The sequence below is a fragment of the Paenisporosarcina sp. HGH0030 genome (genome assembly GCF_000411295.1).
GTDB lineage: Bacteria > Bacillota > Bacilli > Bacillales_A > Planococcaceae > Paenisporosarcina.
Window position 1 is genome coordinate 139,949 of the sequence record NZ_KE150422.1, and the last position, 24,970, is coordinate 164,918.

At 39.5% G+C, this 24,970-nt stretch carries 25 protein-coding genes and 1 pseudogene; 11 read left to right on the forward strand and 15 right to left on the reverse strand.

Annotation, left to right across the window (positions count from 1 at the left end; genetic code table 11):
• Positions 1-48: 48 nt before the first annotated feature.
• Entirely contained in the window at positions 49-288 is a 240-nt protein-coding gene (locus HMPREF1210_RS12765; protein WP_016429109.1) for an IDEAL domain-containing protein, read from the reverse strand.
• A 184-nt stretch (positions 289-472) separates the two neighbouring features.
• On the opposite strand from HMPREF1210_RS12765, the gene HMPREF1210_RS12770 reads away from it, so the two are divergent.
• Positions 473-1,021: a competence protein ComK gene (locus tag HMPREF1210_RS12770; protein WP_016429110.1), complete on the forward strand. Its 549-nt coding sequence runs from the start codon at positions 473-475 to the stop codon at positions 1,019-1,021.
• Between the two features lie 70 nt (positions 1,022-1,091).
• On the opposite strand, the gene HMPREF1210_RS12775 is transcribed toward HMPREF1210_RS12770, so the two are convergent.
• Both HMPREF1210_RS12775 and HMPREF1210_RS12780 read right to left on the reverse strand, forming a co-directional pair.
• On the reverse strand, positions 1,092-1,457 hold the full coding sequence (locus tag HMPREF1210_RS12775; protein ID WP_016429111.1) for a hypothetical protein: 366 nt from the start codon (positions 1,455-1,457) through the stop codon (positions 1,092-1,094).
• A gap of 186 nt (positions 1,458-1,643) precedes the next feature.
• Positions 1,644-3,266, reverse strand: a complete 1,623-nt coding sequence (locus HMPREF1210_RS12780) for an AarF/ABC1/UbiB kinase family protein (RefSeq protein WP_016429112.1) — start codon at positions 3,264-3,266, stop codon at positions 1,644-1,646.
• 115 nt (positions 3,267-3,381) lie between these two features.
• On the opposite strand from HMPREF1210_RS12780, the gene HMPREF1210_RS12785 reads away from it, so the two are divergent.
• Positions 3,382-4,158, forward strand: coding sequence for an enoyl-CoA hydratase-related protein (locus tag HMPREF1210_RS12785; RefSeq protein ID WP_016429113.1), 777 nt, complete (start codon positions 3,382-3,384; stop codon positions 4,156-4,158).
• 81 nt (positions 4,159-4,239) lie between these two features.
• Here HMPREF1210_RS12785 and HMPREF1210_RS12790 read toward each other — a convergent pair whose 3' ends face one another.
• From HMPREF1210_RS12790 to HMPREF1210_RS12825, 8 genes are all read right to left on the reverse strand, one after another.
• The gene (locus tag HMPREF1210_RS12790; RefSeq protein WP_016429114.1) at positions 4,240-5,277 is read right to left on the reverse strand and encodes an NAD(P)/FAD-dependent oxidoreductase; all 1,038 of its coding nucleotides are present in this window, start codon (positions 5,275-5,277) and stop codon (positions 4,240-4,242) included.
• Between the two features lie 100 nt (positions 5,278-5,377).
• Positions 5,378-5,761: a hypothetical protein gene (locus HMPREF1210_RS12795; RefSeq protein WP_016429115.1), complete on the reverse strand. Its 384-nt coding sequence runs from the start codon at positions 5,759-5,761 to the stop codon at positions 5,378-5,380.
• A gap of 184 nt (positions 5,762-5,945) precedes the next feature.
• Positions 5,946-7,079 carry a bifunctional cystathionine gamma-lyase/homocysteine desulfhydrase gene (locus tag HMPREF1210_RS12800; protein ID WP_016429116.1) on the reverse strand — a complete coding sequence of 378 codons (1,134 nt, stop codon included), beginning with the start codon at positions 7,077-7,079 and terminating at the stop codon, positions 5,946-5,948.
• Positions 7,076-8,014, reverse strand: coding sequence for a PLP-dependent cysteine synthase family protein (locus HMPREF1210_RS12805; RefSeq protein WP_016429117.1), 939 nt, complete (start codon positions 8,012-8,014; stop codon positions 7,076-7,078). The genes HMPREF1210_RS12800 and HMPREF1210_RS12805 overlap by 4 nt, the downstream gene beginning before the upstream one ends.
• Complete coding sequence (locus HMPREF1210_RS12810) at positions 8,014-8,484, reverse strand: S-ribosylhomocysteine lyase (RefSeq protein WP_016429118.1); 471 nt, start codon at positions 8,482-8,484, stop codon at positions 8,014-8,016. The genes HMPREF1210_RS12805 and HMPREF1210_RS12810 overlap by 1 nt, the downstream gene beginning before the upstream one ends.
• A 135-nt stretch (positions 8,485-8,619) precedes the next feature.
• The gene (locus HMPREF1210_RS12815) at positions 8,620-9,255 is read right to left on the reverse strand and encodes a class I SAM-dependent methyltransferase (protein ID WP_016429119.1); all 636 of its coding nucleotides are present in this window, start codon (positions 9,253-9,255) and stop codon (positions 8,620-8,622) included.
• Between the two features lie 149 nt (positions 9,256-9,404).
• Entirely contained in the window at positions 9,405-9,947 is a 543-nt protein-coding gene (locus HMPREF1210_RS12820) for a GNAT family N-acetyltransferase (protein WP_016429120.1), read from the reverse strand.
• An 11-nt stretch (positions 9,948-9,958) separates the two neighbouring features.
• Positions 9,959-11,935, reverse strand: coding sequence for a S9 family peptidase (locus HMPREF1210_RS12825; RefSeq protein ID WP_016429121.1), 1,977 nt, complete (start codon positions 11,933-11,935; stop codon positions 9,959-9,961).
• Positions 11,936-12,074: 139 nt separating this feature from the next.
• Between HMPREF1210_RS12825 and HMPREF1210_RS12830 the strand changes: the two genes are divergently transcribed.
• The 4 genes and pseudogenes from HMPREF1210_RS12830 to HMPREF1210_RS12845 all read left to right on the forward strand — a co-directional run bounded on the left by HMPREF1210_RS12830 (position 12,075) and on the right by HMPREF1210_RS12845 (position 16,068).
• Positions 12,075-12,350: a hypothetical protein gene (locus HMPREF1210_RS12830; protein WP_016429122.1), complete on the forward strand. Its 276-nt coding sequence runs from the start codon at positions 12,075-12,077 to the stop codon at positions 12,348-12,350.
• Positions 12,351-12,448: 98 nt separating this feature from the next.
• On the forward strand, positions 12,449-13,993 hold the full coding sequence (locus tag HMPREF1210_RS12835; RefSeq protein ID WP_016429123.1) for an FAD-dependent oxidoreductase: 1,545 nt from the start codon (positions 12,449-12,451) through the stop codon (positions 13,991-13,993).
• 192 nt (positions 13,994-14,185) lie between these two features.
• Positions 14,186-14,314, forward strand: a pseudogene (locus HMPREF1210_RS18100) (glutathione-dependent formaldehyde dehydrogenase); the annotation flags it as partial.
• Between the two features lie 464 nt (positions 14,315-14,778).
• Positions 14,779-16,068, forward strand: coding sequence for a helix-turn-helix transcriptional regulator (locus tag HMPREF1210_RS12845; protein WP_016429126.1), 1,290 nt, complete (start codon positions 14,779-14,781; stop codon positions 16,066-16,068).
• A 108-nt stretch (positions 16,069-16,176) separates the two neighbouring features.
• Here HMPREF1210_RS12845 and HMPREF1210_RS12850 read toward each other — a convergent pair whose 3' ends face one another.
• On the reverse strand, positions 16,177-16,473 hold the full coding sequence (locus HMPREF1210_RS12850; protein WP_016429127.1) for a DUF3006 domain-containing protein: 297 nt from the start codon (positions 16,471-16,473) through the stop codon (positions 16,177-16,179).
• A 266-nt stretch (positions 16,474-16,739) separates the two neighbouring features.
• On the opposite strand from HMPREF1210_RS12850, the gene HMPREF1210_RS12855 reads away from it, so the two are divergent.
• On the forward strand, positions 16,740-18,029 hold the full coding sequence (locus HMPREF1210_RS12855; RefSeq protein WP_016429128.1) for a helix-turn-helix domain-containing protein: 1,290 nt from the start codon (positions 16,740-16,742) through the stop codon (positions 18,027-18,029).
• The gene (locus tag HMPREF1210_RS18105) at positions 18,029-18,169 is read left to right on the forward strand and encodes a hypothetical protein (RefSeq protein WP_016429129.1); all 141 of its coding nucleotides are present in this window, start codon (positions 18,029-18,031) and stop codon (positions 18,167-18,169) included. Before HMPREF1210_RS12855 ends, HMPREF1210_RS18105 begins: the two co-directional genes overlap by 1 nt.
• A 52-nt stretch (positions 18,170-18,221) precedes the next feature.
• Here HMPREF1210_RS18105 and HMPREF1210_RS18110 read toward each other — a convergent pair whose 3' ends face one another.
• Together HMPREF1210_RS18110 and HMPREF1210_RS12860 are read right to left on the reverse strand one after the other, a co-directional pair.
• Complete coding sequence (locus HMPREF1210_RS18110) at positions 18,222-18,383, reverse strand: hypothetical protein (RefSeq protein WP_016429130.1); 162 nt, start codon at positions 18,381-18,383, stop codon at positions 18,222-18,224.
• A gap of 132 nt (positions 18,384-18,515) precedes the next feature.
• Positions 18,516-19,652, reverse strand: coding sequence for an IscS subfamily cysteine desulfurase (locus HMPREF1210_RS12860; RefSeq protein WP_016429131.1), 1,137 nt, complete (start codon positions 19,650-19,652; stop codon positions 18,516-18,518).
• A 113-nt stretch (positions 19,653-19,765) separates the two neighbouring features.
• Here HMPREF1210_RS12860 and nadB point away from each other — a divergent pair, with 113 nt between their 5' ends.
• The 3 genes from nadB to nadA are packed head-to-tail and all read left to right on the forward strand — an operon-like array spanning position 19,766 to position 23,246.
• Positions 19,766-21,304, forward strand: a complete 1,539-nt coding sequence (nadB, locus tag HMPREF1210_RS12865; protein ID WP_036660108.1) for an L-aspartate oxidase — start codon at positions 19,766-19,768, stop codon at positions 21,302-21,304.
• Positions 21,301-22,155: a carboxylating nicotinate-nucleotide diphosphorylase gene (nadC, locus tag HMPREF1210_RS12870; RefSeq protein WP_016429133.1), complete on the forward strand. Its 855-nt coding sequence runs from the start codon at positions 21,301-21,303 to the stop codon at positions 22,153-22,155. Before nadB ends, nadC begins: the two co-directional genes overlap by 4 nt.
• Positions 22,152-23,246, forward strand: coding sequence for a quinolinate synthase NadA (gene nadA / locus HMPREF1210_RS12875; protein ID WP_016429134.1), 1,095 nt, complete (start codon positions 22,152-22,154; stop codon positions 23,244-23,246). Before nadC ends, nadA begins: the two co-directional genes overlap by 4 nt.
• Positions 23,247-23,301: 55 nt before the next feature.
• Here nadA and HMPREF1210_RS12880 read toward each other — a convergent pair whose 3' ends face one another.
• On the reverse strand, positions 23,302-24,855 hold the full coding sequence (locus HMPREF1210_RS12880) for a fatty acid--CoA ligase family protein (RefSeq protein WP_016429135.1): 1,554 nt from the start codon (positions 24,853-24,855) through the stop codon (positions 23,302-23,304).
• Positions 24,856-24,970: the final 115 nt, after the last annotated feature.

The following is a 24,970-nucleotide window of genomic DNA, read 5'->3' on the forward strand; positions in this document are numbered from 1 at the left end:
GCGAAGAGCGGATAATTCACAAGTCTATAGGAACTAATCATCTAATCATTACACACTTTCTTGTTGCAACAGACGTAATTCGCTTGTATATGCCACAAACGATTCTTTATCTTTCAGATCGAGCGCTCCGTCAATCAAGGTCAGCAAGCGTTCTTTCCGTTGCTCGCGATGCACATGGTTCAAGAACAAATCCATGTAGATATCGTTCAACAGTTTCTCCGCTTCACTAACGGTCTGATTTCGCCCCATCGCTTTCAGAAAATCAGCATATGAATAATACTTATCCATTGCAATCACCTCGGATGCCTTTTTTCTATTATAAATAAAAAACCCAGGAAGTTGCAAATGTTTTTTCTGAATATTACGTATGATTTATTTTTTCTTAATATTTGTACTAATTAGTCAAAAGTATTGCAAAATTCCCAATTTTCTCTATAATAGGGTTTGTAGTCTAAAATAGGGATGTGAATAGATGGATAAAAAAATCTCCGCTGCCTCGAATTACATCGTGTCATTCAACACCATTGCTCTCGTACCGTTCTGGAATGAGAATAATCTTTACACTCGTGTCATTGAAAACCATATTGAATTTATCGTTAGAATGAAGCCTGGGGCCATTATAAAAAAATCACTTATTTTTTATGGAAACTCTTATAAACATGCTACGTTTTTCTCTCGTGAATCCATTGGCCCTTTGCATAAAGTCCCTCTCATCATTTCACATGATTTTGGAGTTCCATTAATCATGATGCCGACCCTATCTGCCGAATCAGACGGAAATATATGGGTATCCTTTTCTGCTATCGATAGCTATTCAATTAATTCCCACAACCAATGTTTAGTGCATTTCACTAATTCGCAGATTCTACCGGTGAATGTTTCGTACACAACGATGTGCAGACAATTTGTGCTTTCCCATTTCCTGACGAATCAATTTCAAAAAACACGCGATCAAATGAACCATCCTTTTTCTCAGTCAAAGCTTACATATTTACCAACCCAAACAAATCCTATCAGATAATACATACCCTTAAGCCCTTTCTCTGTGAAAGGGCTTATTATTTTGATTTTCACTCAATTTCCCCACTCACTCAATTAGCCTGTTTTGCAATTGACAGATACACACTCAGCAGCTCCTCGACTCGATTTCTCAAGCGCACGTTCAAATAGCGGCGATGCTCTTCGTATCCACTGTAAAAAAAAACATATTCGGTAAAGGTGTCATCGTGATTGCCTCGAATGACTTTCATATTGTGTTGGCGCAAATAGATTTTGGTGTCTTTCAATTCACGCTGCGCTTCCTTCACTGCTTGATCGATCATGGCCACATAAGGTCTCTTCAACTTGAATGGGCCTTTTTCAACGATTTCCCGGTCGCGCTCCAAAATGGTCAATACCATGGGGAGATAAATCATTTTTTCAAAATAGGGTAAACTATCGGCGGGAATGAGCGGCATGTTTTCGCCTCCTTAAAGAACGTTTGTTCGTATTTTATATTGTACGCTCATTTTTAAAAAATACAAGTGGGAAATCAGGGGAATTTCGCTGGAAGTGTTGCTGCGTCTCACTTCAAGTTAACCTGATCGTGAGATGACATGAAATATTCATCAAAAAAACCACCTCAAAAAAGAGATGGTTCAGCGTTATTTATGTGATTTCCCTCGATAAACCCAAGCAGAAGCGATAAAGAAAAATCCGGATGTAACCATTAATGGAGAATGATCATCCCATACCGCATAAAACCCTGTAGCCAAGGACAAAACAGATATGATTCCGGCAAACATTCGCGTTTGCAGTTGGAATCGTTCCACTTTGGATTCTGCATCCCGAATTTGCATGTATTCCCGCATTCGAGTCGGTTCATCAAGAAAAGTAATTACTTTTTGTGGGAAAGCACGCAATGGTCCGATTGCATTTAATGCAAAGCGTACCGCATCCTCTTTCGAAAATGATTTGTCCCCCTCTTTTTGGGTTGTTGCCCATTCGAGCACACGCGGCCGCGCAATAGCAAGTAAATCCACTTTCGGATCCAGAACATGAAGAACTCCAATAAAAGTCGAAACTGCCCGCCCGAAAAAGGCGAATTCCGCAGGCAGTTGCACAGGTTGCGTACGGACAATTCCTTTTAAGTCATCCAGTAAACGGTCGACGACAAAACTGTCCATTTGCGTCAATTCTTCGGATTCATACGCTGCAACCACTCTGGCAATTGCATCTGCCAGTAAACGGCGGTCTGCCTGCGGCAACAAGAATCTCAACTCTTCCAGACCATCCAATACTTGGTCATACTGTTTGAGCAGTATACCTTCAACGACTTTTAACACGGAACGCGCTTCCTCTTTACTGATAGAACCGACCATTCCAAAATCAATCAACACAATCGTGCCATCGGGTTTAATTAAGATATTTCCACCGTGTGGATCCGCGTGGAATTGTCCACCATCCAGCACTTGTTCTAAAAACAACCGAAACAGTCGCTCCGATAAAACGCGACGGTTTATCCCATTAGAATCAATAAATGCAAGGTCGGTTATACGGGCACCTTCAATCCATTCCATCACCAGAACGCGACGCGTAGAAAATTCATCATAGTACACAGGGAAACGAACACCCGGCATTGATTCGAAACGGTCCGCAAAGCTGCGCCCATTACGTAGTTCCTGTAAAAAATTAAGCTCTGCCCCAACCGTATCGACCATCTCGCTATACAACAGATTGAAATCAATTTGTTTGCCAAAAGCCGTGAAACGTTTTGCCAGCCAAATCACAATTTTCATGGCACGAAAATCAGCACGTAAAATGCGCTCGATTTCCGGGCGTTGAATTTTCACTGCCACAGGCGTCCCGTCTTTCAGCGAGCCCTTATAGACTTCACCGATCGATGCAGATGCGACAGGTTTATCCGATAGGTTCATGAGAATATCCGTATGAGTTTCATTCCACTCTTGTTCGAGAAGATCAATTGCTTTCTCTCTCGGAACAGCAGGAACCCGGTCGGTCAACCCTTCTAGCTCTGCAATAAATGAAGGCGGCATTATGTCCGCACGTGTCGATAAAAACTGTCCCATTTTAATCATTAATCCGCCAAGTTTGAGTGCGGTCCGTTTATATTCCTTCGCTTGCCTCGTCACAAGCCGCTCCCATTTTTCGTTGATTACCGGTGTAAAACGACCTTTATAACGGCGCTGAAAAAGCGTTACTTGTGTAAAAAACTTTACGGACATCCAGACAATGCGATAAATTCGATAAATTGCTAAACGTTCCATTTCAAGCGCCTCCTTTGCCTACCATTATAGAGAGAGATGGCGACAACGTCCAAAAAGTGATATGTTTTGAAGGGGAAAACTTTCAAAATTGTGAACATTATAAGGGGGATTTACCATGGACACCATTCGCTACGAACAAAACGGGAATTTAGCTATCATCACACTCAATCGTCCGGACTCTATGAACGCCTTTAACTATGATATGTTACGTGAACTTGGTCAGGTTGCCGAAGCCATTCGCATCAATCCAGACGTTCGTCTCGTTGTTTTCACAGGTTCTGGTGAAAAAGCATTTAGTGTAGGTGCAGATTTAAAAGAACGCAAAACATTGACAGAGCAACAAGTAAAACGCAATATTTACAAAATCGGTGAAGTATTTTCAGCCATTGAAAACTTGCCACAACCTACAATTGCCATGATGAATGGTCACGCATTCGGTGGGGGAATGGAACTTGCACTAGCATGCGATTTCCGAATTGCAGCAGATAATATATTACTTGGTCTCACTGAAACGAGCTTAGCCATTATTCCAGGAGCCGGTGGTACACAGCGCCTACCACGCTTGATCGGAGAAGCAAAAGCTCTTGAATTAATCCTAACTGCACGTCGCTTAACTGCTGATGAAGCTCTGGCTTACGGCGTTTTAACAAAAGTAGTTTCCAGCGGAAGCTTACTAGAAGAAACGGGGAAATTTGCCAATCTGATTTTAGCAAACGGGCCGATTGCCGTACAACAAGCGAAATTTGCTATTAAACACGGCATGAACGCTGATTTACATACAGGCTTGAACATTGAACGAAAAGCCTATGAAATAACGATACCTACTGAAGACCGTGTTGAAGCCTTGATTGCATTTGGCGAAAAAAGAAAGCCTGTCTTTAAAGGGAAATAATAAAGAGCTATTCCAGAGATTTCACACTACCTCTGGAATAGCTCTTTTTGGTAGTATCTTCACTACCACGTTTCAATAGAATCAGTCTTTTAAAAAAGTCATCACATATTCCGCATCGTCTCCTACACCTTGAAGAATAGCGGATCCTCTTTTACTTTGCCATGGCAAGCCCAAGAAATACAATCCCTTTACTGGACTGATTCCTCGTTGATGCAGCACTTCATTTTTCTCACTAATGGCTCCATTAATTTGAATACAAGAGTAGTCAGATCTGAATCCTGTGGACCAGATGATATTTTGTATATGTAAGGTGGAATCATCTTGGAATCTTACTTCATTCGCCTTGCACTCAATGAGCCTTGATTTTAGTACAACCCGATTTTGTTTTAGTGCATTTTTCAACTCGTGACCAAAAATGAAATCGCCTTTTCGCTGTATGAATTTACCTAGCATGGAATTTGAAGACGCATTTAATATTCCCACTTTATCCAACCACCAAAAAATGCTTTTTCCCATGATGAATAACGGCATATAATCGGGGTTTTTACTGACCGCCAAATATGTTTTCTTTGATTTCGATAATTCCACAGCAATTTGTGCTCCACTGTTCCCACCACCTACCACCAACACATTGCCTTCCTGCAATTGACTTTCGTTGCGATACTCGGATGAATGCAATTGAACAACATAATCATCAATTGATTTAGACATTGAAGGAACAAACTTGTTATGGAAAGGCCCAGTTGCCATGACGAGGTTTTTTGTTTGAAAAACACCATTATTTGTCGTTACCTTAAACGACTGATCGTCATTTTGAACGACTCCATGAACTTCCGTATTAAATTGAACGGGGAATTGATAATTCTTGGCATACAGTGCTAAGTAGCGGCTGACTTCATCTTTCGACGGCAATCCATGCGGCTCTCCGTCCATTATCATGCCTGGAAGGGAATTATAAAGGCGTGGTGTGAAAAGAACCAATGAGTCATATCGATTAACCCAACTCTCACCAATGAATGATCCTTTGTCGAGAACAAGAAAATCCTTCTCATTTGACTTTAAAAAATAGCTCATAGCTAATCCAGCCTGACCAGCACCGACGACAATTGTATGATACAACTGGGAACACTCCTAAATAGAGATTTAAGTTTTAAATAGACTTCAATAAAAATATAAAATTGTTATCACTCACTGTCCAGAAAAAAATGGAAATTAAATATCACTCTGAATCAATAGCTTCTAAAGGCATGTCCCATAATAAATAATCGTCTATAAAAATGGCGGTTTCTACCACAATCGTATCTTTATTTTTCTTGAAAAATAAGGCCGTTCCTTCTTGTGTTTCATACGACCATCCCAGATCACTCATGATTTTCTTCACATGGTCAAATGTCGCCTCTTCCGTATATTCAGAAACATAACGTTTCACGTATTCCGTCTCCTGAAACTTTACAGACTCACGTGTAGTGACATCCAAAACTGCAACTGCCAAACCAAGTCGAATTGTCCCTTCATCCTGAGCCAAGATATGACCATACCGCACCCCCAAAATTGTGCAAAAGATTACGCACAATAAACAAAGAACCAAACTGATTTTTTTCATGGCGACCTCCTATCCATATTATAGAATATGTTCATAAGGAGGATAAATAGTATCTAATTCATTAAACAAACCGCTCTGTTAATTTTTATTGATGAAAGACTATTTTATTATCAGCAACATCGTTTATCATAAGCCAAACAAAAACCACTCCATATCTCGATGGAGTGGCTGATGTCTACGAATATTAAACTAACCCTTGCTCTAAATCTTCAATTAAATCTTCAACGTCTTCAATACCAACCGAAATACGAACAAGGCCGTCTAGAATGCCAAGTTCTTGGCGGCGTTCTGCCGGAATTGACGCATGCGTCATCCGTGCCGGGGTGGAGATCAAGCTTTCCACCGCTCCCAGACTTTCAGCAAGTGTGAAGTATTTTAATTTCTTGATCAGCTGATCGGCTTTTTCAGTACTGCCCACATCAAATGAAATCATTCCGCCAAAACCAGTTGCCTGTTTCTTCATGATGCCGTGCCCAGCATGTGATTCCAATCCTGGATAGAACACGTTTCTAACAGCTTCATGAGCAACTAGGAAATCAGCAATGCGCTTAGCATTTGAATTTGTTTCTTCCATGCGGATTCCGAGTGTCTTCAAGCCACGAATCAATAACCATGAATCTTGTGGTCCTAAAATTGCCCCTACTGAGTTTTGAACAAAGTGTAGGTCTTTCGCTAACTCTTCTGTCGCAACAACTACCAACCCAGCAACTACATCACTATGGCCGCCAATATATTTCGTTGCACTGTGCAACACAATATCCGCTCCAAGTGAAAGTGGCTGTTGCAAGTAAGGAGTCAAAAACGTGTTATCAACAATAGTCAGTAAACCTTTTACTTTTGCCAATTGTGCAATTTCCGCAATGTCCGTTACTTTCAGCAATGGATTGGTTGGAGATTCAATAAAGACCGCTTTTGTATTTTCTTTAATTGCCGCTTCAAATTCAGCTACGTTTGAAGAATCAACAAACGTGGATTCAATTCCGAAACGGTTTAATACTTTTGTCATGACACGGTATGTACCACCGTATACATCATCCGTCATGACGATATGATCACCAGAATTGAAAAGCATCATGACTGAACTAATTGCTGCCATTCCTGACCCGAAAGCGAAGCCTGCATGGCCACCTTCTAAATCACTAATTAAAACTTCAAGTGCATGGCGAGTCGGATTCCCTGTACGTGAATATTCATATCCACGGAAATCACCTACGGCATCCTGTTTATACGTGCTTACCTGGTAAATCGGAGTAGAAACGGCACCCGTTGTTTCGTCTCCTACTATTCCAGCGTGAATTAATTTCGTTTTCGGTCTCACTCTGCTTCATCCTCCTTCAATAATTCGTAAACTTTTTGACTTAAATAACGTTCGCTTGAATCTGCAAAAATAGTTACAATATGGCTGCCTGGTTTTGCAACCTTTGCTTCTTCCAGTGCAGCATAAAATGCCGCTCCTGACGAACTGCCTACGAGAAGACCTTCTTCTTTAGCCAGCACACGCAGTTTTTCAAAAGCGTTCTTATCCGTAACCGTATGGATAGCATTAAAATATGCTTTGTTCATATAGGCTGGTAAAAATTCCATACCGATGCCTTCTGTGTAATGCGAACCAGGTTCCCCACCATTTAAAATAGAGCCTTCTGGTTCTACGATCACTGTTTTAATATCTGCATTCTGCCCTTTTAAATACTTCGCAGTTCCCATAAAGGTTCCACCAGAACCTGCGCCTGCGACAAAAACGTCAATTTGACCGTCCAAATCACGCCAAAGTTCAGGTCCTAAAGTATGGACATACGTTTCAGGATTAGCTGGATTTGAAAATTGAGATGGTGAAAAAGCGCATGGTGTTTCTTTGACAAGCTCTGCGGCTTTTTCAATAGCCCCTTTCATTCCAAGTTCAGTTGGTGTATTGATAATTTCAGCGCCCAATGCGCGCATCAAAGTTTGTTTTTCCATACTGAACTTTTGCGGGACCACAAATTTCACTTGGTAACCTTTGCCGATGGCGGCAAGAGCCACACCGATTCCTGTGTTGCCAGCGGTCGGCTCAATAATAGTGCCACCTGGTTGAAGTTTTCCCGATTCTTCAGCATCTTTTAATAAAGAAACGCCTAATCGATCTTTTACGCTACCACCTGGATTCATGAATTCAAGCTTGGCAAAAATACGGCAATTATTAGGAATTTCACAATTTTTAATTTCAACAACCGGTGTATTGCCGATTAATTCATGTACGCTGCCGTATACGTTCATTATGCTTCCTCCGCAAATACGTTACGCCACTCATCTTTCTTCGATAGCATGTCGCGTGCAATTTCTTTCGCGCCTTCGAGACTGTGATTTGCAGCCCATCCACATTGGACTTCGTTACAAGCCGGAACTTCCGTAGCTTGAAGGACATCTTCCAGCGTTTTTTCAAGAATCGTTAGGATTTCCTCATAATTGTCATGGTTGATTACAGCCAAATAGAATCCAGTCTGGCATCCCATTGGACTCATATCAACCACTTGATCTGTATGGTTGCGAATATTTTCAGCCATTAAATGCTCGATGGAATGCAAACCTGCCATCTCCATATGTTCTTTATTTGGTTGTTTGAAACGGATATCATATTTCAGGATTTCGTCGCCATTCGTGCCCATTTTACGACCAGCAAGACGTACATAAGGTGCCACTACTTTTGTATGATCTAAGTTAAAGCTTTCAACATTCATTTGTTTCATCAAAAACACTCCTTATTTTTTACTCTTTACTGTTGATTTTTATTGAGAAGGTGGGAATCTTTGCGACGAGTAACCGCAGGAGCAGATGTTTTTTTCACAGATTCCCTGAAGTTCAACAACATTGTTTAACAGAGTCTATTTTTTAGTTGCGTCCATTAACCACACATAATCATTCATTTGTTCAAACTGAACGTCAAAGCCAGCTTTTTCAAATGCTTGAGTCAAAACAGGAATCGTCGTGTAGTACTCGCGTTCCAAATCATCTGCCACATTGTTAAAACCACGTGCACGTTCTTTTGTAATCTGTGCTTGTTTTGCTTCTTCTGAAACAAATACAGTATCTGCAAATACAATTTTCCCACCAACCGGCAATATAGTAGCATATGTGACCAAAGCATTTTCTTTCTCTAAATCTTTTAAATGATGAAATACATACGAGCTGACAAATGTATCAACCTTCTCGGGTGCTTCAAATTTCAATAAGTCCCCATCCAGTATTGCTAATTCTGGAAAACGTTTCGCTGTTACCGTACGCATTGCTTTATTTGGTTCGATACCAATAACAGAATGACCTGCATCTATTAATTTCGCCGTCAAGTTTCCAGTCCCTGTTCCAAATTCAACAATTGTGCCAAATGATTTAGAAGCAACCGCAGAAAGAATCTCTTCATATTTTTCAAACACATCACGGTATTCTGGATCTTTTCCGGAAACGGATGCATCATAAGAATGTACCCACTCGTCAAAAATATCTACGAATTCACGTCCCATAGTAAATCCTCCTTTTTATTTATATATATTATTCCAATAAGTTTACTTGGTATTAGGTTAACTGACTTATTTATAACATAGTTTACCCGTTATTTCTACTCCTAAATTCCAAAAGACCCCTTTCAAATTATGCGAAAGGGGTCTTGATATTATTTAGATTGTGCTTCCCATTCTTCACGTAAAATGCCCATGCGAATCGAGTCATAGTATGTGCCATTGTAGTAACGAACCTTACGGATACGGGCTTCCATCGTCATGCCAAGCTTTTCCCCTACCCGAATCATCCGATAATTACCGGACCACGTGGTAAAGCCTACACGTACGAGCGGCATGGTTTTAAAGAGACGATTCGTCCATTTTCTTAAGGCTTCTGCACCGTAGCCTCCGCTCCAATATTCCGGCTTAAAGATGACGATTCCCAACTCAAGCCATAAAGAAGGTTCATGCTCCCAGTAATAGGACACCATCCCGATTAGTTCGTCATTCACTTCAATCCCATACATATGCTCCTTATTGAGATAACGATCTTTATCGGATAAAAATTGTTCAAACGTTTTTGGTGAATATGGATAATAGGGTGCATCCCATTTCTTCCATTCGGGATTTTCTTCTTTCGCACTCATTTCCCATAGTCTACATAAATCCTCTTCATAAAAAGGTCGCAAATGGACCTGTGAACTTGCCTCAATCAAATCATTTCACCTCATAAATACTTATCAAACCAACCAGTAATTTGCTCTAGTCGGGCATAGCGTAAATTTGGATAACCCGTTCGAGACAAGTTATGATCTGCATCCGGGAAACGCACAAAGCCCGCTTCTTTTTTCATTTGTTTCAATGTAATGTAAAGTTGCTCTGCCTGCTCAATCGGACAACGGAAATCTTTTTCACTGTGTAAAATCAATAATGGTGTCTCGATGTTCTTGGCGTACTTCAGAGGGGAATGATTCCACAGTTTTTCAACATCCGTCATATCCGCGCCAATTTGCCATTCGTTGAAATAATATCCGATATCAGATACCCCAAAGAAGCTGACCCAGTTTGAAATCGATCGTTGAGTGACCGCCGCTTTAAAGCGATTCGTATGACCGACAATCCAGTTCGTCATGAACCCGCCATAGCTTCCGCCAGTTACTCCAAGACGATTTTCATCAATCCAGTCGTTTTCAGCAAGTACCGAATCGAGGCCTTTCATTATGTCTTCATAATCACCGCCGCCATAATCGCCGCGAACCGCATCAACGAATAGCTGACTGTAGCCATGACTGCCACGTGGATTTACATACAGAACGCCATAACCCTGTGCTGCTAAAAGCTGAAGCTCATGGAAAAAAGTGTTCGCGTACATAGCATGCGGACCACCATGAATCTCTACAATTAATGGATACTTTTCACCTTGTACGTAGCCCGCCGGTTTCATTAACCAACCATGAACGTTCCATCCTTCTGCACCTTCATAAACAATTGCCTCAGGTGATACCAATTCCACCTCGTTTTCAAATGTTTCATTGAATGTCGTTAATGCTTGTCTTTCACCAGTCGCAATCGTTTGTACATATAGTTCGCCAATGCTGGTTGGATTGGACACCGTTACCAGAGCAAACTCCCCAGATTTTGCAACATCATAGCCATATATATATTCATCGTCGCCAGTCGCCGGATACATTTCCCCTTCCAATGAAGCGGCATATAATCGAACGTCCCCCATAGTAGATACTTGGAAATACAAGTGGTCATCTTTCGTCCATACAACGCTAGGCGCATTTGCCCCTTGTTGTGTATCTGCTACGACATAATCCCCAACTGGAGCATCAATTCCTTCAGTCAGGTTTTGGCGTGAACCTGACTCGATATCATATACGTATAGTTCTGTATGTGTTGCATTCTTGAAAGATGCATCGCTACCGACAAATGCCAGTTTCGAATCATCAAAAGAAAATGCAGCACCACCAAAGTAACCATCTTCTTCAATAACAACCGTTTCTTCCTTCGATTCCACATCCACGAAATACAATGATTGACGGAATTCGAAATCCTGGTTTTCAGAACGATTGACACTGAAGACCAGTTTCGATCCATCGTGTGAAACGGACTGTAGCGAATAAAAATAATTGCCTTCCGTAAATTGTGTTACTTCCCCGTTTTCAAGATTTATTACACCGATATGTTTATAACTGTCTTGAGGCAGCAACCCCGTACCGTCCATTTTGTACTTCATTTTATCCACTACGTATGGTTCTGGTTTTTTCTTTTCCTCTTTATCCGGTTCATCAGTAAAGTTCTTTCCTTCTTTTAAGGAAGCAGAAAACCATATTTTCTTTCCACATGGAGACCACACAAAACTGCTGACTCCTGTTTCAAATGAAGTCACTTTACGTGCTTCCCCGCCTTTTGTGGACAATACATAAAGTTGATTCTTATCATCACGAGTAGATAAAAATGCAAGCTGCGTGCCGTCTATGGAATATGTAGGAGAAGAAATCTTCTCTTTGCCATGTGTCCATTGTGTCAATTTCTTTGAATCCAATTCCACATGCCATAAATTCGCTTGATATGTATTTTCCTTGTCGTCTATTTTTGTATGAACAAAAACTGCTTCTTTTTGATTTGGTGCTAAAGTAGGCTGAGTAACAGAAACCAATTGATTTAAATCTTCTATAGTTAATTTGCGTTTTGACATTTAATTTCCTCCCTAGGTGTCGCATAATTCCTATTTCGACATCCGTAAGAGTTTTCCTTTAATTCTGAACCATAATTTTCCCGTCGATTATTTAAATTTATTGCAGTATGTTATTTATATGAAAATTGGAGGTTTTATTATGGCTTGGATACTAGGTGGAATGGCATTGATTCTTCTAGGCTTAGTGGGGATATATTTTTGGGTGTACAAATACGATCGTGATAAAGTCGAATTGAATCATATAGACTCTCCTACAACAGACAGCATCATAGTCTCCATTCTTTTCTTTATTGGCGTAATCTTGATTGCAGTATTTTTCGAAAAACTGCCGATTTGGCTTGCTAGGAGTATTTTATTCCTTGTCTGCCTTTTGCCTATTTTGATCGGGGTTATGATTATTTTGGAAGAAATATAATTTTCAAACCCTCCTTACAGTTCAAATTCTTCCATCCATGATTGTATTTTCTGGAAACGGGTAATAATGAAGAAACTACGAGCAGGAGGGTTTATATTATGTGTGCACTTGAATTGCCTAAATTCACAAAATCCTATTGGAGAAAAGTACGATCAAACAAAACATTTCCACAAATAGAATCGGATGTCTCAACAGAAGTATGTATTATAGGCGCTGGCATTACCGGGGTGACTGCAGCATATGTCCTCGCTAAGGCAGGCGTAAAAGTAATCGTAATTGATGGAAGCAAAATCGCCAGTGGAACTACTGGATTTACTACAGCGAAAATAACCGCACAGCACGGAATAATTTACGATGAGTTAATACAGACATTCGGAAAGACCAAGGCACGCCAATATTTTGATGCAAATCAACAAGCACGTGAACAAATACAAATGTGGGTAGACGAGCTTTCCATAGATTGTGATTTTGAAGAACGAGATGCCATTCTGTACGCACAAACTACACAAGGTGTTGACCAATTACATACGGAGAAAGCAGCTTATGACAAGCTTGGTATTCCTGGTGAACTATCGATATCCTTGGATGAACTCCCATTTCCGGTAAGTGAAACATTAACCTTACCAAAACAGGCGCAATTTCACCCTGTCAAATATATCAACAGATTAGTTAAAGAAGCACAGAATCTTGGAGTCGTTTTTCACGAAGAAACCCGAGCAAGTTCCCTTAAACATAATGATGAAATCATTATCGAAACGACGGAGGGAATGAAAATCACCACCAAGCAAGTCCTTGTTACAAGTCATTATCCGTTTAACGATAAAGACGGTTTGTATTTTTCAAAATTGTCGCCGCAACGCTCCTACGCGGTGTGTGTCAGAGTTCCAGATGAGCATATGAACGGCATGTATATCAATGTAGAAAAACCTACCCGTTCAATTCGAACAGCCAAGGGTGATAAAGGAGAAAGCTACGTGATTGTCGGTGGTGAAGGTCACAAAGCCGGGCAGTATGAAGATACTACTCATGATGATTCTACCGTTGAACGCTATGAAACACTCGTACAATTTGCCAAACAGCATTTCCCTGTCCAGTCCATCGACACTCATTGGTCTGCCCAAGATTTAGAAACGCTCGACCGTATTCCCTATATCGGCGAAATGACATCTGGATTGCCTCATGTATTTGTGGCAACTGGCTTTGCGAAATGGGGTATGACAAATGGGACGGCCGCAGGTCTATTGTTAGCCGATCTTGCCCAAAATAAATTTAATCCCAATAAAGATTTATACTCACCTACTCGATCAAAACTAAAACAACATGATACGAAAAACTTTGTAAAAGTAAACTCAAATGTGGCGAAAGAATTAGTAAAAGGAAAATTCACGAGACCTTCTGATACCCTTGAGAATTTACAGGTGGACGAAGGCAAAATTGTCATGATTGATCATCACAAGACAGGCGCATATAAAGATGAGCATGGGAAAATACATTTAGTAAAACCTACATGTACCCATTTAGGCTGCGATGTTCATTGGAATAACAGTGAGCGTTCATGGGACTGCCCTTGTCACGGTTCACGGTTCTCTTATACAGGAGAAGTTTTAGAAGGTCCTGCAGTGAAACCATTAGAACGCAGATAAATTAACTTTTTGGAAACAACGTCTAGGACATATTCAATAGGACAGTTTTGTATTGAAAGTTTAAACACACACACTAGCAAGTAGCTCTTATAAAGAGTTGCTTGCTTTTTACATGTTGTTTTTGTAAATGTTTCGAAAAAAATCATATGGGTAAAGTTTTAGGCGGTGAACACCGTTTGAGGAGGATGGTATATGAAGGCGATTACGTTTAAAGGCACGAAAGATATCAAAGTCAAAGAAGTGGAAGATCCAAAACGTCAAAAACGAGATGATATTATTGTTCGTATTACCTCTACAGCCATTTGTGGATCAGATTTACACAAATGGTTTTTCGTTTCAGAATCTGATTACTTCAGTGTTGATGTGCTTTTTCACAACCGTTACACCTTCACCAAGAATTGGGAGTAGATTTGAAATGGAATAGATCATGAGCAAGGTAAAAAAAGCGAACGCAATTATGTGGATGGGTTTCGTGATATTTCTTCTGTTTCTTAGAAGAAAAAAGCCCAAAGCAATTTGAATCAAAATCAATGATGTATTTTTCATTTCCTACTCACCTCCCCTTTATATTCTCTCGTTTAATTCCTCTAGTAGTAGTTTACATGAAAAAAACGTCGAAAAATGTCGATAATGTTGGGAAAGTTTTCACATTCAGGGCATATATATATCATTTTTATGAAATAAATTTCTTGATTAAACTTTTGTTTTAAGTTTAATGAACGTATAGTAGGATAAAGATTGAATTTTAAAGATGTAAAATATAAGGAAAGGAGGAAGCTTCGACCATGAATAACTTCGGACATGTGATTAAACTTGAGAGAATTAGAAGGAATATGAAGCAAATTACATTAGCTCAAGGGATTTGTACTCCCTCCTACCTAAGTAAAATTGAAAACAATTCCATCGTTCCAAGTCAAGAAGTGGTCAATTTACTATTAAGCCGACTCGACATTGCGATCAACCAAAACAAAAGTTTAGACGACGAAAGTTATCTGAAGCAAATTCGTGAGATATATTTCAATGCCGTCATGAACAAAGACCGCGAACTCACAGCTATAGCGTTAAAAGAAATTAATAATGAACGTTACTTATTTAAAGATTCTTCAAATTTTTATACATATCAGCTCATGGTGCTCAGATTAACTTTGATTGTGCAAGATGTTCAAAATGACACAAGTGAACTGATTATGGCATTATCTGAGCTATCCAGTAACTTTGATAACTACCAGATGTTTTTATTTAATTCTAATGTCGGCAGTTACTATTCTTTTTTGATGGATTATAACTTAACTCTTCAATCCTATGAAAAGGCAATTTCTTATTACAAAAAAATCAATATTGAGAAATGGGAAGAAGCCGATTTCAATTATCTTTTAGGACATTGTTATCTAACTCAGCAGAGATGGGTCATTTCAATAGAATACATCCAAAAATCTCTAGAGTTTTTCAAGAGCGGATTTTTCAACACTCGTGTGATTGAATGTTACTTAATTTTGGCTTATGCACAAGAATTCTCGTTCCAATATGAAGAAGCTTATGAAAATCTACTGCTCGCACAAAAAATAGCATCCCAACTTAATCTTGTTGAACACTTCCCAATCATTACACAGAACTTAGGGAATTCTGCGTCAAGAAGGGGTTTGCCAGGTGAAGCAATAGAATTCTATTTAAAAAGTCTTCAATCGCGCAACACTAACGAAGAAAAATTGCTACCTATATATTCGCTCGTAAAAGAATATTCTAAATTAAGAAACTCGGCTGAAGTCATTAAATGGTGTAAGGAAGGTTTATCATTAATAGATAATAATCAGAATCCCAGTCAGAAAACATTTTTTCACCATTTAAATGTTTACTTGGCAAGAGAAACTGACTCAACGATATTCGAAAAAGTAGCTATTGATGCTTATAATTTCTTTCAGGAACTTAAAGATTACCGCCATGCTCATAAATATGCGCAATTGTTGGGCAACTTTTATTATGAAAACAATAAATATAAAAACGCAGCCAAATATTTCGTATTATCTAATGCAAGTATGTTTAACAAAAATAAAATGAACCATTGGGAAGAATTATAAAAATTCAAATCAAAAAGCCTGTAACTATTTCCCGAGGTCGGGGGAAATAGTTACAGGCTTTTCGGTATATGTCAGAGACACTGGCGGCAGTGCCTTTGAACGCAAAAATCAGCTAGCCGTTGTATAAACTAAACAACCATGTTCGTAATCAATATAGTAACTGTTAATTTTTTGTGCAGTGGAAACAGAATCTGTTTCTTTCTGTTTATTTGCAGCACGTTTGTTCACTTTTGAGATATGAAAGCCTTCTTCCTGAATGTCTACTAATAATACGTCGCCAACTTTCATATCAGAAGTTAAATCATCTGTTGGAACGACCAATACATTTGATTCACTAGGAAATTCCAAGAGAACTGCTAAATCATCCTGAAATCGATCCAATTTATACATTCTACCTGTAAACATACTGAACAGCTCCTTTTTAAATGATAATTTGCTTGTTGAAAGATAAAAATTGCTAAATATTCATAATAAACGTAGAATTTGAAGAAATACTAATTCATTAACTAGTTACAATATAATCATAATTCGTTAAGATGGAATAAGAAAGAAAAACAGGTTGGGAAACTTTTTTCCAAAACACGCGTTTTATTATAGGTATTTAAGTTTTGTTTCCCAACTACAAGTAGTAGATATTACTCAATGACTCTATTAGTATAAAAGGTGGATATATGAATAATATCGGTTTGCTCATCAAAATGTCCCGCATACAACAAAATATGAAACAAGTTACGTTAGCAAAAGGAATCTGTTCCACTTCCTATTTAAGCAAGATTGAGAATAACCAGACGGTTCCAAGCGAAGATGTCCTGCAGCTTTTATTGGAAAGATTAAATCTGGATTATGAGGATCTCTCCACTGAAGAGGAAACAGAGTTCTTATCTGAGCTTTATCATCTTTATAAAGATGCAATCATTAATCGAAATAAGGAAGAGATTCTGGAGAAGTTGAATTCATTTAAGGAAAGAAATTTTCTTTTTAAAGAAGAGACTAACTTTTTCACATATAACCTCTATCTTTTTCGTCTGTTTCTAATTACAGAGACAGAACAGGAAATCTTAAAAAACTTGATGGAAGCATTGGATCAAATGAGTGAGAACTTCGATGAGCGCCAACACTTTTTATTTAAGTTTAATTGTGGAATACTTTTACATGTTGAACAGTATTATAAAGAGTCACTTAGTTATCTTGAATATTGTTTAGAACTTCTTACAGCTTTTCATTTAGAAGACTGGGAAATTGCAGATTTCTATAATGTTTTAAGTATTTCATACCTCGCTAATAATCATTTTCTAAATACAATTGAATACTCCACTAAAGCTCTTAATTTTTATAAAGACAATTTAATTTTCAAGAGAGCGATTGATTGCTATATTGTTATAGGCATTTCTCAGACAATGACTGCAAAGTACAAAAGTGCTGAAGAAAGCTATTTGTTTGCGAAAAAGCTTACAAACGATTTGAAGTTGAGAGAATATGAAGGTATAATTACCCAAAATTTAGGTTTCCTTTATGCTCAAAAGAACAATCATATTAAAGCCATAGAATATTATATTGAAAGTTTGAATAGTATGAAAGATACCGAAGGTTACTTATTAACTATCTTCTCTATTGTAAAAGAATATTCTAAACAGAAAAAAATTGATAAAATTCTTGAGTGGTGTAAAAAAGGATTAGATTTGTTAGAAGCAAATCCTTCGGAAAAAATCCATTCATATTATTATCACTTTTCGATTTATAGCATTATGCATAACAATGATTTAAAAGATGAATGTCTTTATAAGACTTCAATTGAACACTTCGAAAGTACAAAGGATTATCGATATGCCAATAAATATGCTATTAAATTAGCTGATTTATATAGTTACCACAGGAAATACAAAAATTCTTCTTTAATGTATCAAAAAGCATTGGAATATCATTTTTCACAAAAATCTATTACTTACTTGGAGGAATTATAATGAAAAAGAAATTAGCAGTTATGTTATTCGCAGCAGTTATTATTCTTGGGTTTTCTACGCAAGACCGTACTCATGCGGATTTCCAAATACCTAAAATCACAAGTATCAAATCACCTACATTCATTGCTCTAAACAACTAATTAAAAAAGCAGAAACTGCCGGGATTTTTATTCCATTGCAGTCTCTGCTTTTTTATTTGATTTGTTTTTTGGATACGCCCTCTGATAAAGAGTCTTTTAGTTGGTTGTGATTTTTACGGCTTTTCGAGGACATGAACATATAAATTAAGAGGCCAGTGATGAACACTGGAATGATGAACACAATAACCGTGAGAAAGAAGTCACCTATATTCAATTTGTTTCCCCCTCTCTTTAAGTTTCTATTTATATATAGAATACGCAATATCTCACATTTGTGTTTCAATTATTAACAATTTATTTTTTATAATCAATTGCCCATATAATTGAATGTTAAAAGCCACTCTTCTCATAGAGTGGCTTTCGTATTGTTATCTGTTAAGGAATTTTGCACAACGTGTAAAAATGCATTAATTTCTTCCACAGTTGTCTTGTGATTAAAAGAAACTCTTATAAATCTATTTGCCATATCTTGTTCAAGACCCATTGCGCTCAAAGCAGAAATTGCTTCTCCATAGCCAATTTTGCAAGCCGTTCCAGTGGAGATGGCAATCTGATGACGATTGCATTCTAGCATCAGCCACTGCCCTTCTACATGTGGCAAAATTAATCCTTGTATAAAAGGAGACTTAGTCGCTGGGTTTCCTACTAAATGGACAGATTCAGGTAGATTAGCCAAGATAAAATCTTGTAAATGACTCGCCTGTTGATAGGCACCATCTTGCTCCGCAAAGGCATATTTTGCCGCGATTGTCGCTGCTACAATTGCTGGGATATCGACTGTGCCAGCTCGAAATCCACTTTGATGCGTGGTACCTTCATAAACAGATTCCCAGTGTACGGACGGGTCTAAATAAACGATTCCTACCCCTTTAGGTCCTCCAATTTTATGCGCTGAGCAAACGACGGACGTTACATTCAATGCACGAACATCCACGGGTATCTTCCCGACTCCCTGCACCATATCGCAATGAATAGGCACGCCAAATTGCTTGGCATGCGTTGCACATGATACAACCGGTTGAATGGCTCCCATTTCCGAGTTGACTAGCTGCATGATGACTAAAGCGGTATTATGTTTCACCGATTTCTTAAACAATGGCAAATCGATTACACCATATTTGTCTACCGGTATGTAGTGAATACGGTAGCCTTCTTTTTCTAATTCGTGCAGTGCGGTTAATACGGAAGCATGCTCAAGTTTGGTTGTGACGATATCCCGATATTCAATAGGTCTTCCTCTTAATAAGGATCGAATCGTCAATTGATTTCCTTCTGAAGCATTGGCTGTAAAGTAAATCCCTTCCGCACGTCCATTTAATAATTTTGCCCACAATTGCTTACAAGATAATAAATATTCTGCAGCGATTGAACCCGCATCGTGCAAACTTTGTGTGTTTCCAAACGCTATCGTTGCCGCCTCTACATAGGCGTCAATCGCTTCTTTTCTCATTGGTGATGTGGCAGCTGTATCTAAGTAAATCATCAAAACTCACCCATTTTCCTTCCAAAAACGATTTTCTTCTTGTAATCACTGTATCTTTATGTCATTAATAGTGTCAAGACAGCTGTAAACTTTTCGAAAAGTTGGTGTGAAGAATGTTTGATATTTGTATCATCGGTGGTGGAGTCGCAGGGTTAATGCTCGCTCATTCTCTCCCCGCTTCCATGTCCATTGCTATCCTCACAAAAGAAAATCCTTTCACTAGTAATACTGCACTTGCTCAAGGTGGAATTGCAGCAGCACTTGCTCCTTATGATTCCCCTGAAACACATGCCGTCGATACAATACTTGCTACTGCTGATCATGCGCACTATACACGCGTGGAGCTTCTTGTTCATGAGGGAAAAGTACTCATCGAAAGATTGATGGCACAAGGACTTCCTTTTGATGCTAACTCGCATGGCTTACCCGATCTTGGTCAAGAAGCAGCACACACACAACGGAGGATTTTACATGCTGGTGGAGATCAGACCGGCAAGATGTTAATGCATTATTTGCTCGAACAAACACAAGAAAAAGTTACCCGCCTCCCTTTTCATACCGTACTGCAATTGCAAATTGATGACGGGCAATGTACTGGGGCGTTCGTTAGTGATTCAAATGGTCACAAACATCTTATTAAAGCGAGACATGTTGTTCTTGCGACCGGTGGTATTGGTCAACTTTATAGTCAGACGTCCAATTCCCCAGTAGCAACGGGAGATGGGTTATCCCTTGCCTATCATGCGGGTGCTATTTTGGAAGACTTGGAATTTGTTCAATTTCACCCCACCATTTTTACGTTGAATGGAAAATCGTGCGGTCTTATTTCTGAAGCCGTAAGAGGTGAAGGTGCTTTCCTCGTTAATCAAGACGGAATTCGTGTGATGAAGGATGTTCACCCGTTGATGGAGCTAGCACCACGGGATATTGTCGCTCGTGTCATTGAGTGGCATTGGCAAAAAAACGACCCCGTTTATTTGGATGCTCGACATATTCACCGGTTCGATAAAAAATTTCCATCAATCTATGCTAATTGTATGAGTTATGGTGTGAGTCCACTTCATGAGTTATTACCTGTTCGTCCAGGCGCTCACTTTCATATGGGTGGCATACAAACGAATGATATTGGAGAAACATCCATTCCTCAGCTGTATGCAATTGGTGAAGTAGCTTCTACAGGTGTGCATGGAGCGAATCGTTTAGCTAGTAATTCATTATTGGAAGGTCTCGTTTTTGCAGAACGATTGGCAAAGAGATTGCAAGAAAACGTGATTCGCTCAGGAGTTCAACTTGATGAAGAAGTAGATTGTTCATTCATTCAGGTCTCTCTAACGACTATGCAACTACGAATGACGGAACAAGTCGGAATTATTCGCACGGGAAACGGTCTTGCAGATTTCATTCAAGAATTCCCTCTCTCTCGCCTTGACCTTGCAAACTACACAAAAGAAGAAATACAGCTTATTCACCGTTATACAGCTAGCAGTTTAATTGCAAAATCCGCCTTCCTTCGAACTGAAAGCCGAGGAGGTCATTATCGACATGATTATCCAACGTCGGCTGATGAATGGACAGGAAAAGTTATCGAACGTTCCATTCAAGGGGAATCGACGAGATTACGTGAAATTGAAAGTAAGGAGACTGTAAAATGAATCGTTTAAAAGTAGAAGCTGCGTTAAAAAATTTCTTGATTGAAGATATAGGAGATCGTGACGTGTCCTCAGTTCTCTTCCAGGAATCCGACATCGGCGAGGCCATTGTGCGTCTTAAAGAGGATGGAGTGGTAGCTGGTTTGCAGTGTTTTACATGGGGTTATGGTTTACTGGATAACACAGTGGAAGTAGAACTGTTAAAAAAAGATGGGGATCATGTGGCATCTGGTGAAGCTATTGTTCGATTGAAGGGTCCGATTTCTTCCTTACTGTCAGGAGAACGCGTGCTATTGAATTTAGTTCAGCGAATGAGTGCCATTGCAACTTTGACAGCTAAATGTGTGGAAGCACTTGGCTCATCGCATACACGCATTGTGGATACTCGCAAAACTACACCGGGTCTCCGGATGTTTGAAAAATATGCAGTTCGGGCTGGAGGCGGGTTTAATCATCGCATCGGTTTATATGATGCGGTGATGTTGAAAGACAATCATATCGCTGCGGCGGGTTCCATTACGCAAGCCGTGGAAAAAGTCCGTGCTTCGCTTGGTCATATGGTCATGATTGAAGTGGAAGTAGAAACAGAAGAACAATTACTTGAAGCAATTAAGGCAAAACCACATGTCATCATGTTTGATAATCAAACCCCTGAGACGATGACACGTTGGTCAAAACTTGTGCCAGCTTCCATTCGTACAGAAGCTTCTGGCGGAATTGATTTAAATAAACTTTCATCATACCGTCATACTGGAGTCGATGTTATTTCCATTGGCGCTTTAACACATAGTGTCTCAAACATAGACATCAGTATGAATTTAACCGTTTCAAGCAAGGAGGCCGTTTTCGCATGACATCGTTATTAAAAGAATTACAAATGGCGGATCCAATACCTGCCCATTACTTGAACACGCCTGCAAAAGAACTACATGAACGAGCATTGAAGGCTAAGAAGTTATTGGGTGAAAGGTTGTACATTTTGGGGCACCATTACCAAAAAGATGAAGTCATTGCCTTCGCAGACGTGACTGGCGACTCGCTTCAGTTATCGCAAATTGCAGCCAAACAAACGGCCGATTATATTATCTTTTGCGGCGTCCATTTCATGGCGGAAACCGCGGATATATTAACTACTCCAAACCAAGCAGTGATTTTGCCTGATATGAGAGCAGGTTGTTCAATGGCGGATATGGCGAACATTGATCAAACAGAACGTGCCTGGATTGAATTACAAAAATGCTTCGGTGATACAATTGTTCCTTTGACGTACGTCAATTCTACTGCAGCGATCAAAGCATTTGTCGGTCGCAATGGTGGTGCGACGGTAACTTCTTCTAACGCAGAAGAAATGGTGGAATGGGCACTTTCCCAGAAAGAGCGCATGCTATTTTTACCTGATCAGCATTTAGGACGCAACACTGCCGTGAAACTTGGCATTCCTTTGGAAACGATGGCAATTTGGGATCCGATTAAAAACCAGCTGGAATTGCAATGTGCTTTAGAAGACGTTCGAGTAATTCTATGGAAAGGACATTGCTCGGTGCACATGAATTTTTTGCCTAAACACGTGGCAAATTTAAGAGAGAAAGATCCGGATCGCAAAATCTTAGTCCATCCTGAGTGCACATATGAAGTGGTTGCCGCATCTGATTATGCTGGTTCCACAAAATACATCATTGATATGATTGAGGCGTCTGAAGTAGGTTCTAAATGGGCAATTGGTACGGAAATGAATTTAGTGAACCGCTTAATCGCTACCTATCCTGACCGTGATATCGTGTCCTTGAATCCCTTTATGTGCCCTTGCCTGACGATGAATCGCATTGACTTGCCCCATTTAACGTGGGCTTTGGAGGAACTCTTAGAGGGTCGCATCATCAACCAAATTTCAGTTGATGAAAAAACAGCTGTGGAAGCAACCATGGCTTTGGAGAAAATGCTGTAAATAGAAAAAGAAACGATTCCGCATTGATGGAATCGTTTCTTTTCGTTTTGCTCAATTATTTAGCAAGTGCCTGATCTCTTAAAGAACGACGTAAAATTTTACCCGTCGTGTTTTTCGGTAATTCTGTCAGAAACTCAAAACTACGTGGAATTTTATATTTTGCTAAATGTTCTCCGCAATAGCTGGACAGAACTACACTGTCGAGACTTTCGTCTTTCACTACCACATAAGCATGAACAGTCTCTCCGAAGTTGGCATCCGGTAGACCAATCACGGCTGCTTCTACGACACCTGGGTGAGCAAATAATACTTCTTCCACTTCACGTGGGTAAACATTGTAGCCCCCAACAATGACTAAATCTTTCTTGCGGTCCACAATATAGAAATATCCATCTTCATCAATTCTCGCTAAATCACCTGTGTACAACCACCCATCACGGATTGTAGCGGCAGTCTCTTCTGGCATTTTGTAGTAGCCTTTCATCACGTTTGGTCCACGGACAATCAGTTCGCCAACTTCACCAACCCCTACATCTTCGCCAAGTTCATTCACAACCCGATTTTCAACGTTGCTGATTGAAGTCCCAATTGAGCCTACTTTACGATTACGATCTAATGGATTGAAGCAAGTAACGGGTGAAGCTTCTGACAAACCGTATCCTTCCGAAATTTGCACATTGAACTTATCTTCAAAGTTATGCAGTAAGGCAACAGGTAAAGAAGAACCTCCTGAAATCGCCAAACGAATCGTTGAGAAGTCTTCGACATTTGCCTGCGGGAATTGGTACAGGAAATTGTACATTGTCGGAACCCCTGCAAAGACAGTTGCTTGCTTTTCCCTCGCTAATTCAAAAACATCTTGCGGGTTAAAGCGAGGCACTAGTAAAATCGTAGCACCTTTTAATAGTGGCGCATTCACGACAACTGTCAGTGCAAATACGTGAAATACAGGTAAAGTTGCGAGCACTTTATCTGATGAGGAAAAGCCTAAATAGTCAGCTGAATCACGTGCATTTGAATACAAGTTTCCGTGCGTTAACATAGCCCCTTTAGGACGACCCGTCGTTCCTGAAGTATATAAAATAACGGCATTGTCATTCTGGTCAATATCAACAGGTAAAACGTCAGGTGAAGCAGACATGACTAGTTGTGTAAAAGATTTCACTTTTCCGCGAAGCTCTTTAGGAAGAGCAGCCAGCTTCTCTTCCATATCTGGAGAAGTTTCACAAATTACATATGTATGGACTGACGGAAATGCTCCTGCTGCTTTCACAACAAATGGCAAAAGCATATCAAGTGCTATTACTACTTTCGCGTCACTATCTTGAAGGATGTAGGAAATCTCATCAGGTGTATAGATTGGATTGATTGGTATTACTGTAGCTCCCAAACGCATCGTTGCGTAAAGAGAAATCAAGAAGTGTGGTGTATTGCCGAGCAATAATGCTACGTGGTCTCCTTTTTCCACACCTTGTTCACGCAAAGCTGACGCAAAACGAGCAATTGATTGATCGAATTCTGCATAGGATGTATCTTTCCCCATAAAATGATAAGCCGTTTTAGATGGTTGTTGTAAAGCCGTTTCACGAACCCGAGATACTAAATTCATTTGACTATCCCCTTTGTATTGAATGAATACTCACTCATTTTTCAATATATTCATTATATAAGAAATGTTCAGTCAATACAATAAGCACCGTGAACTTTCACGGTGCTCCTGAGGT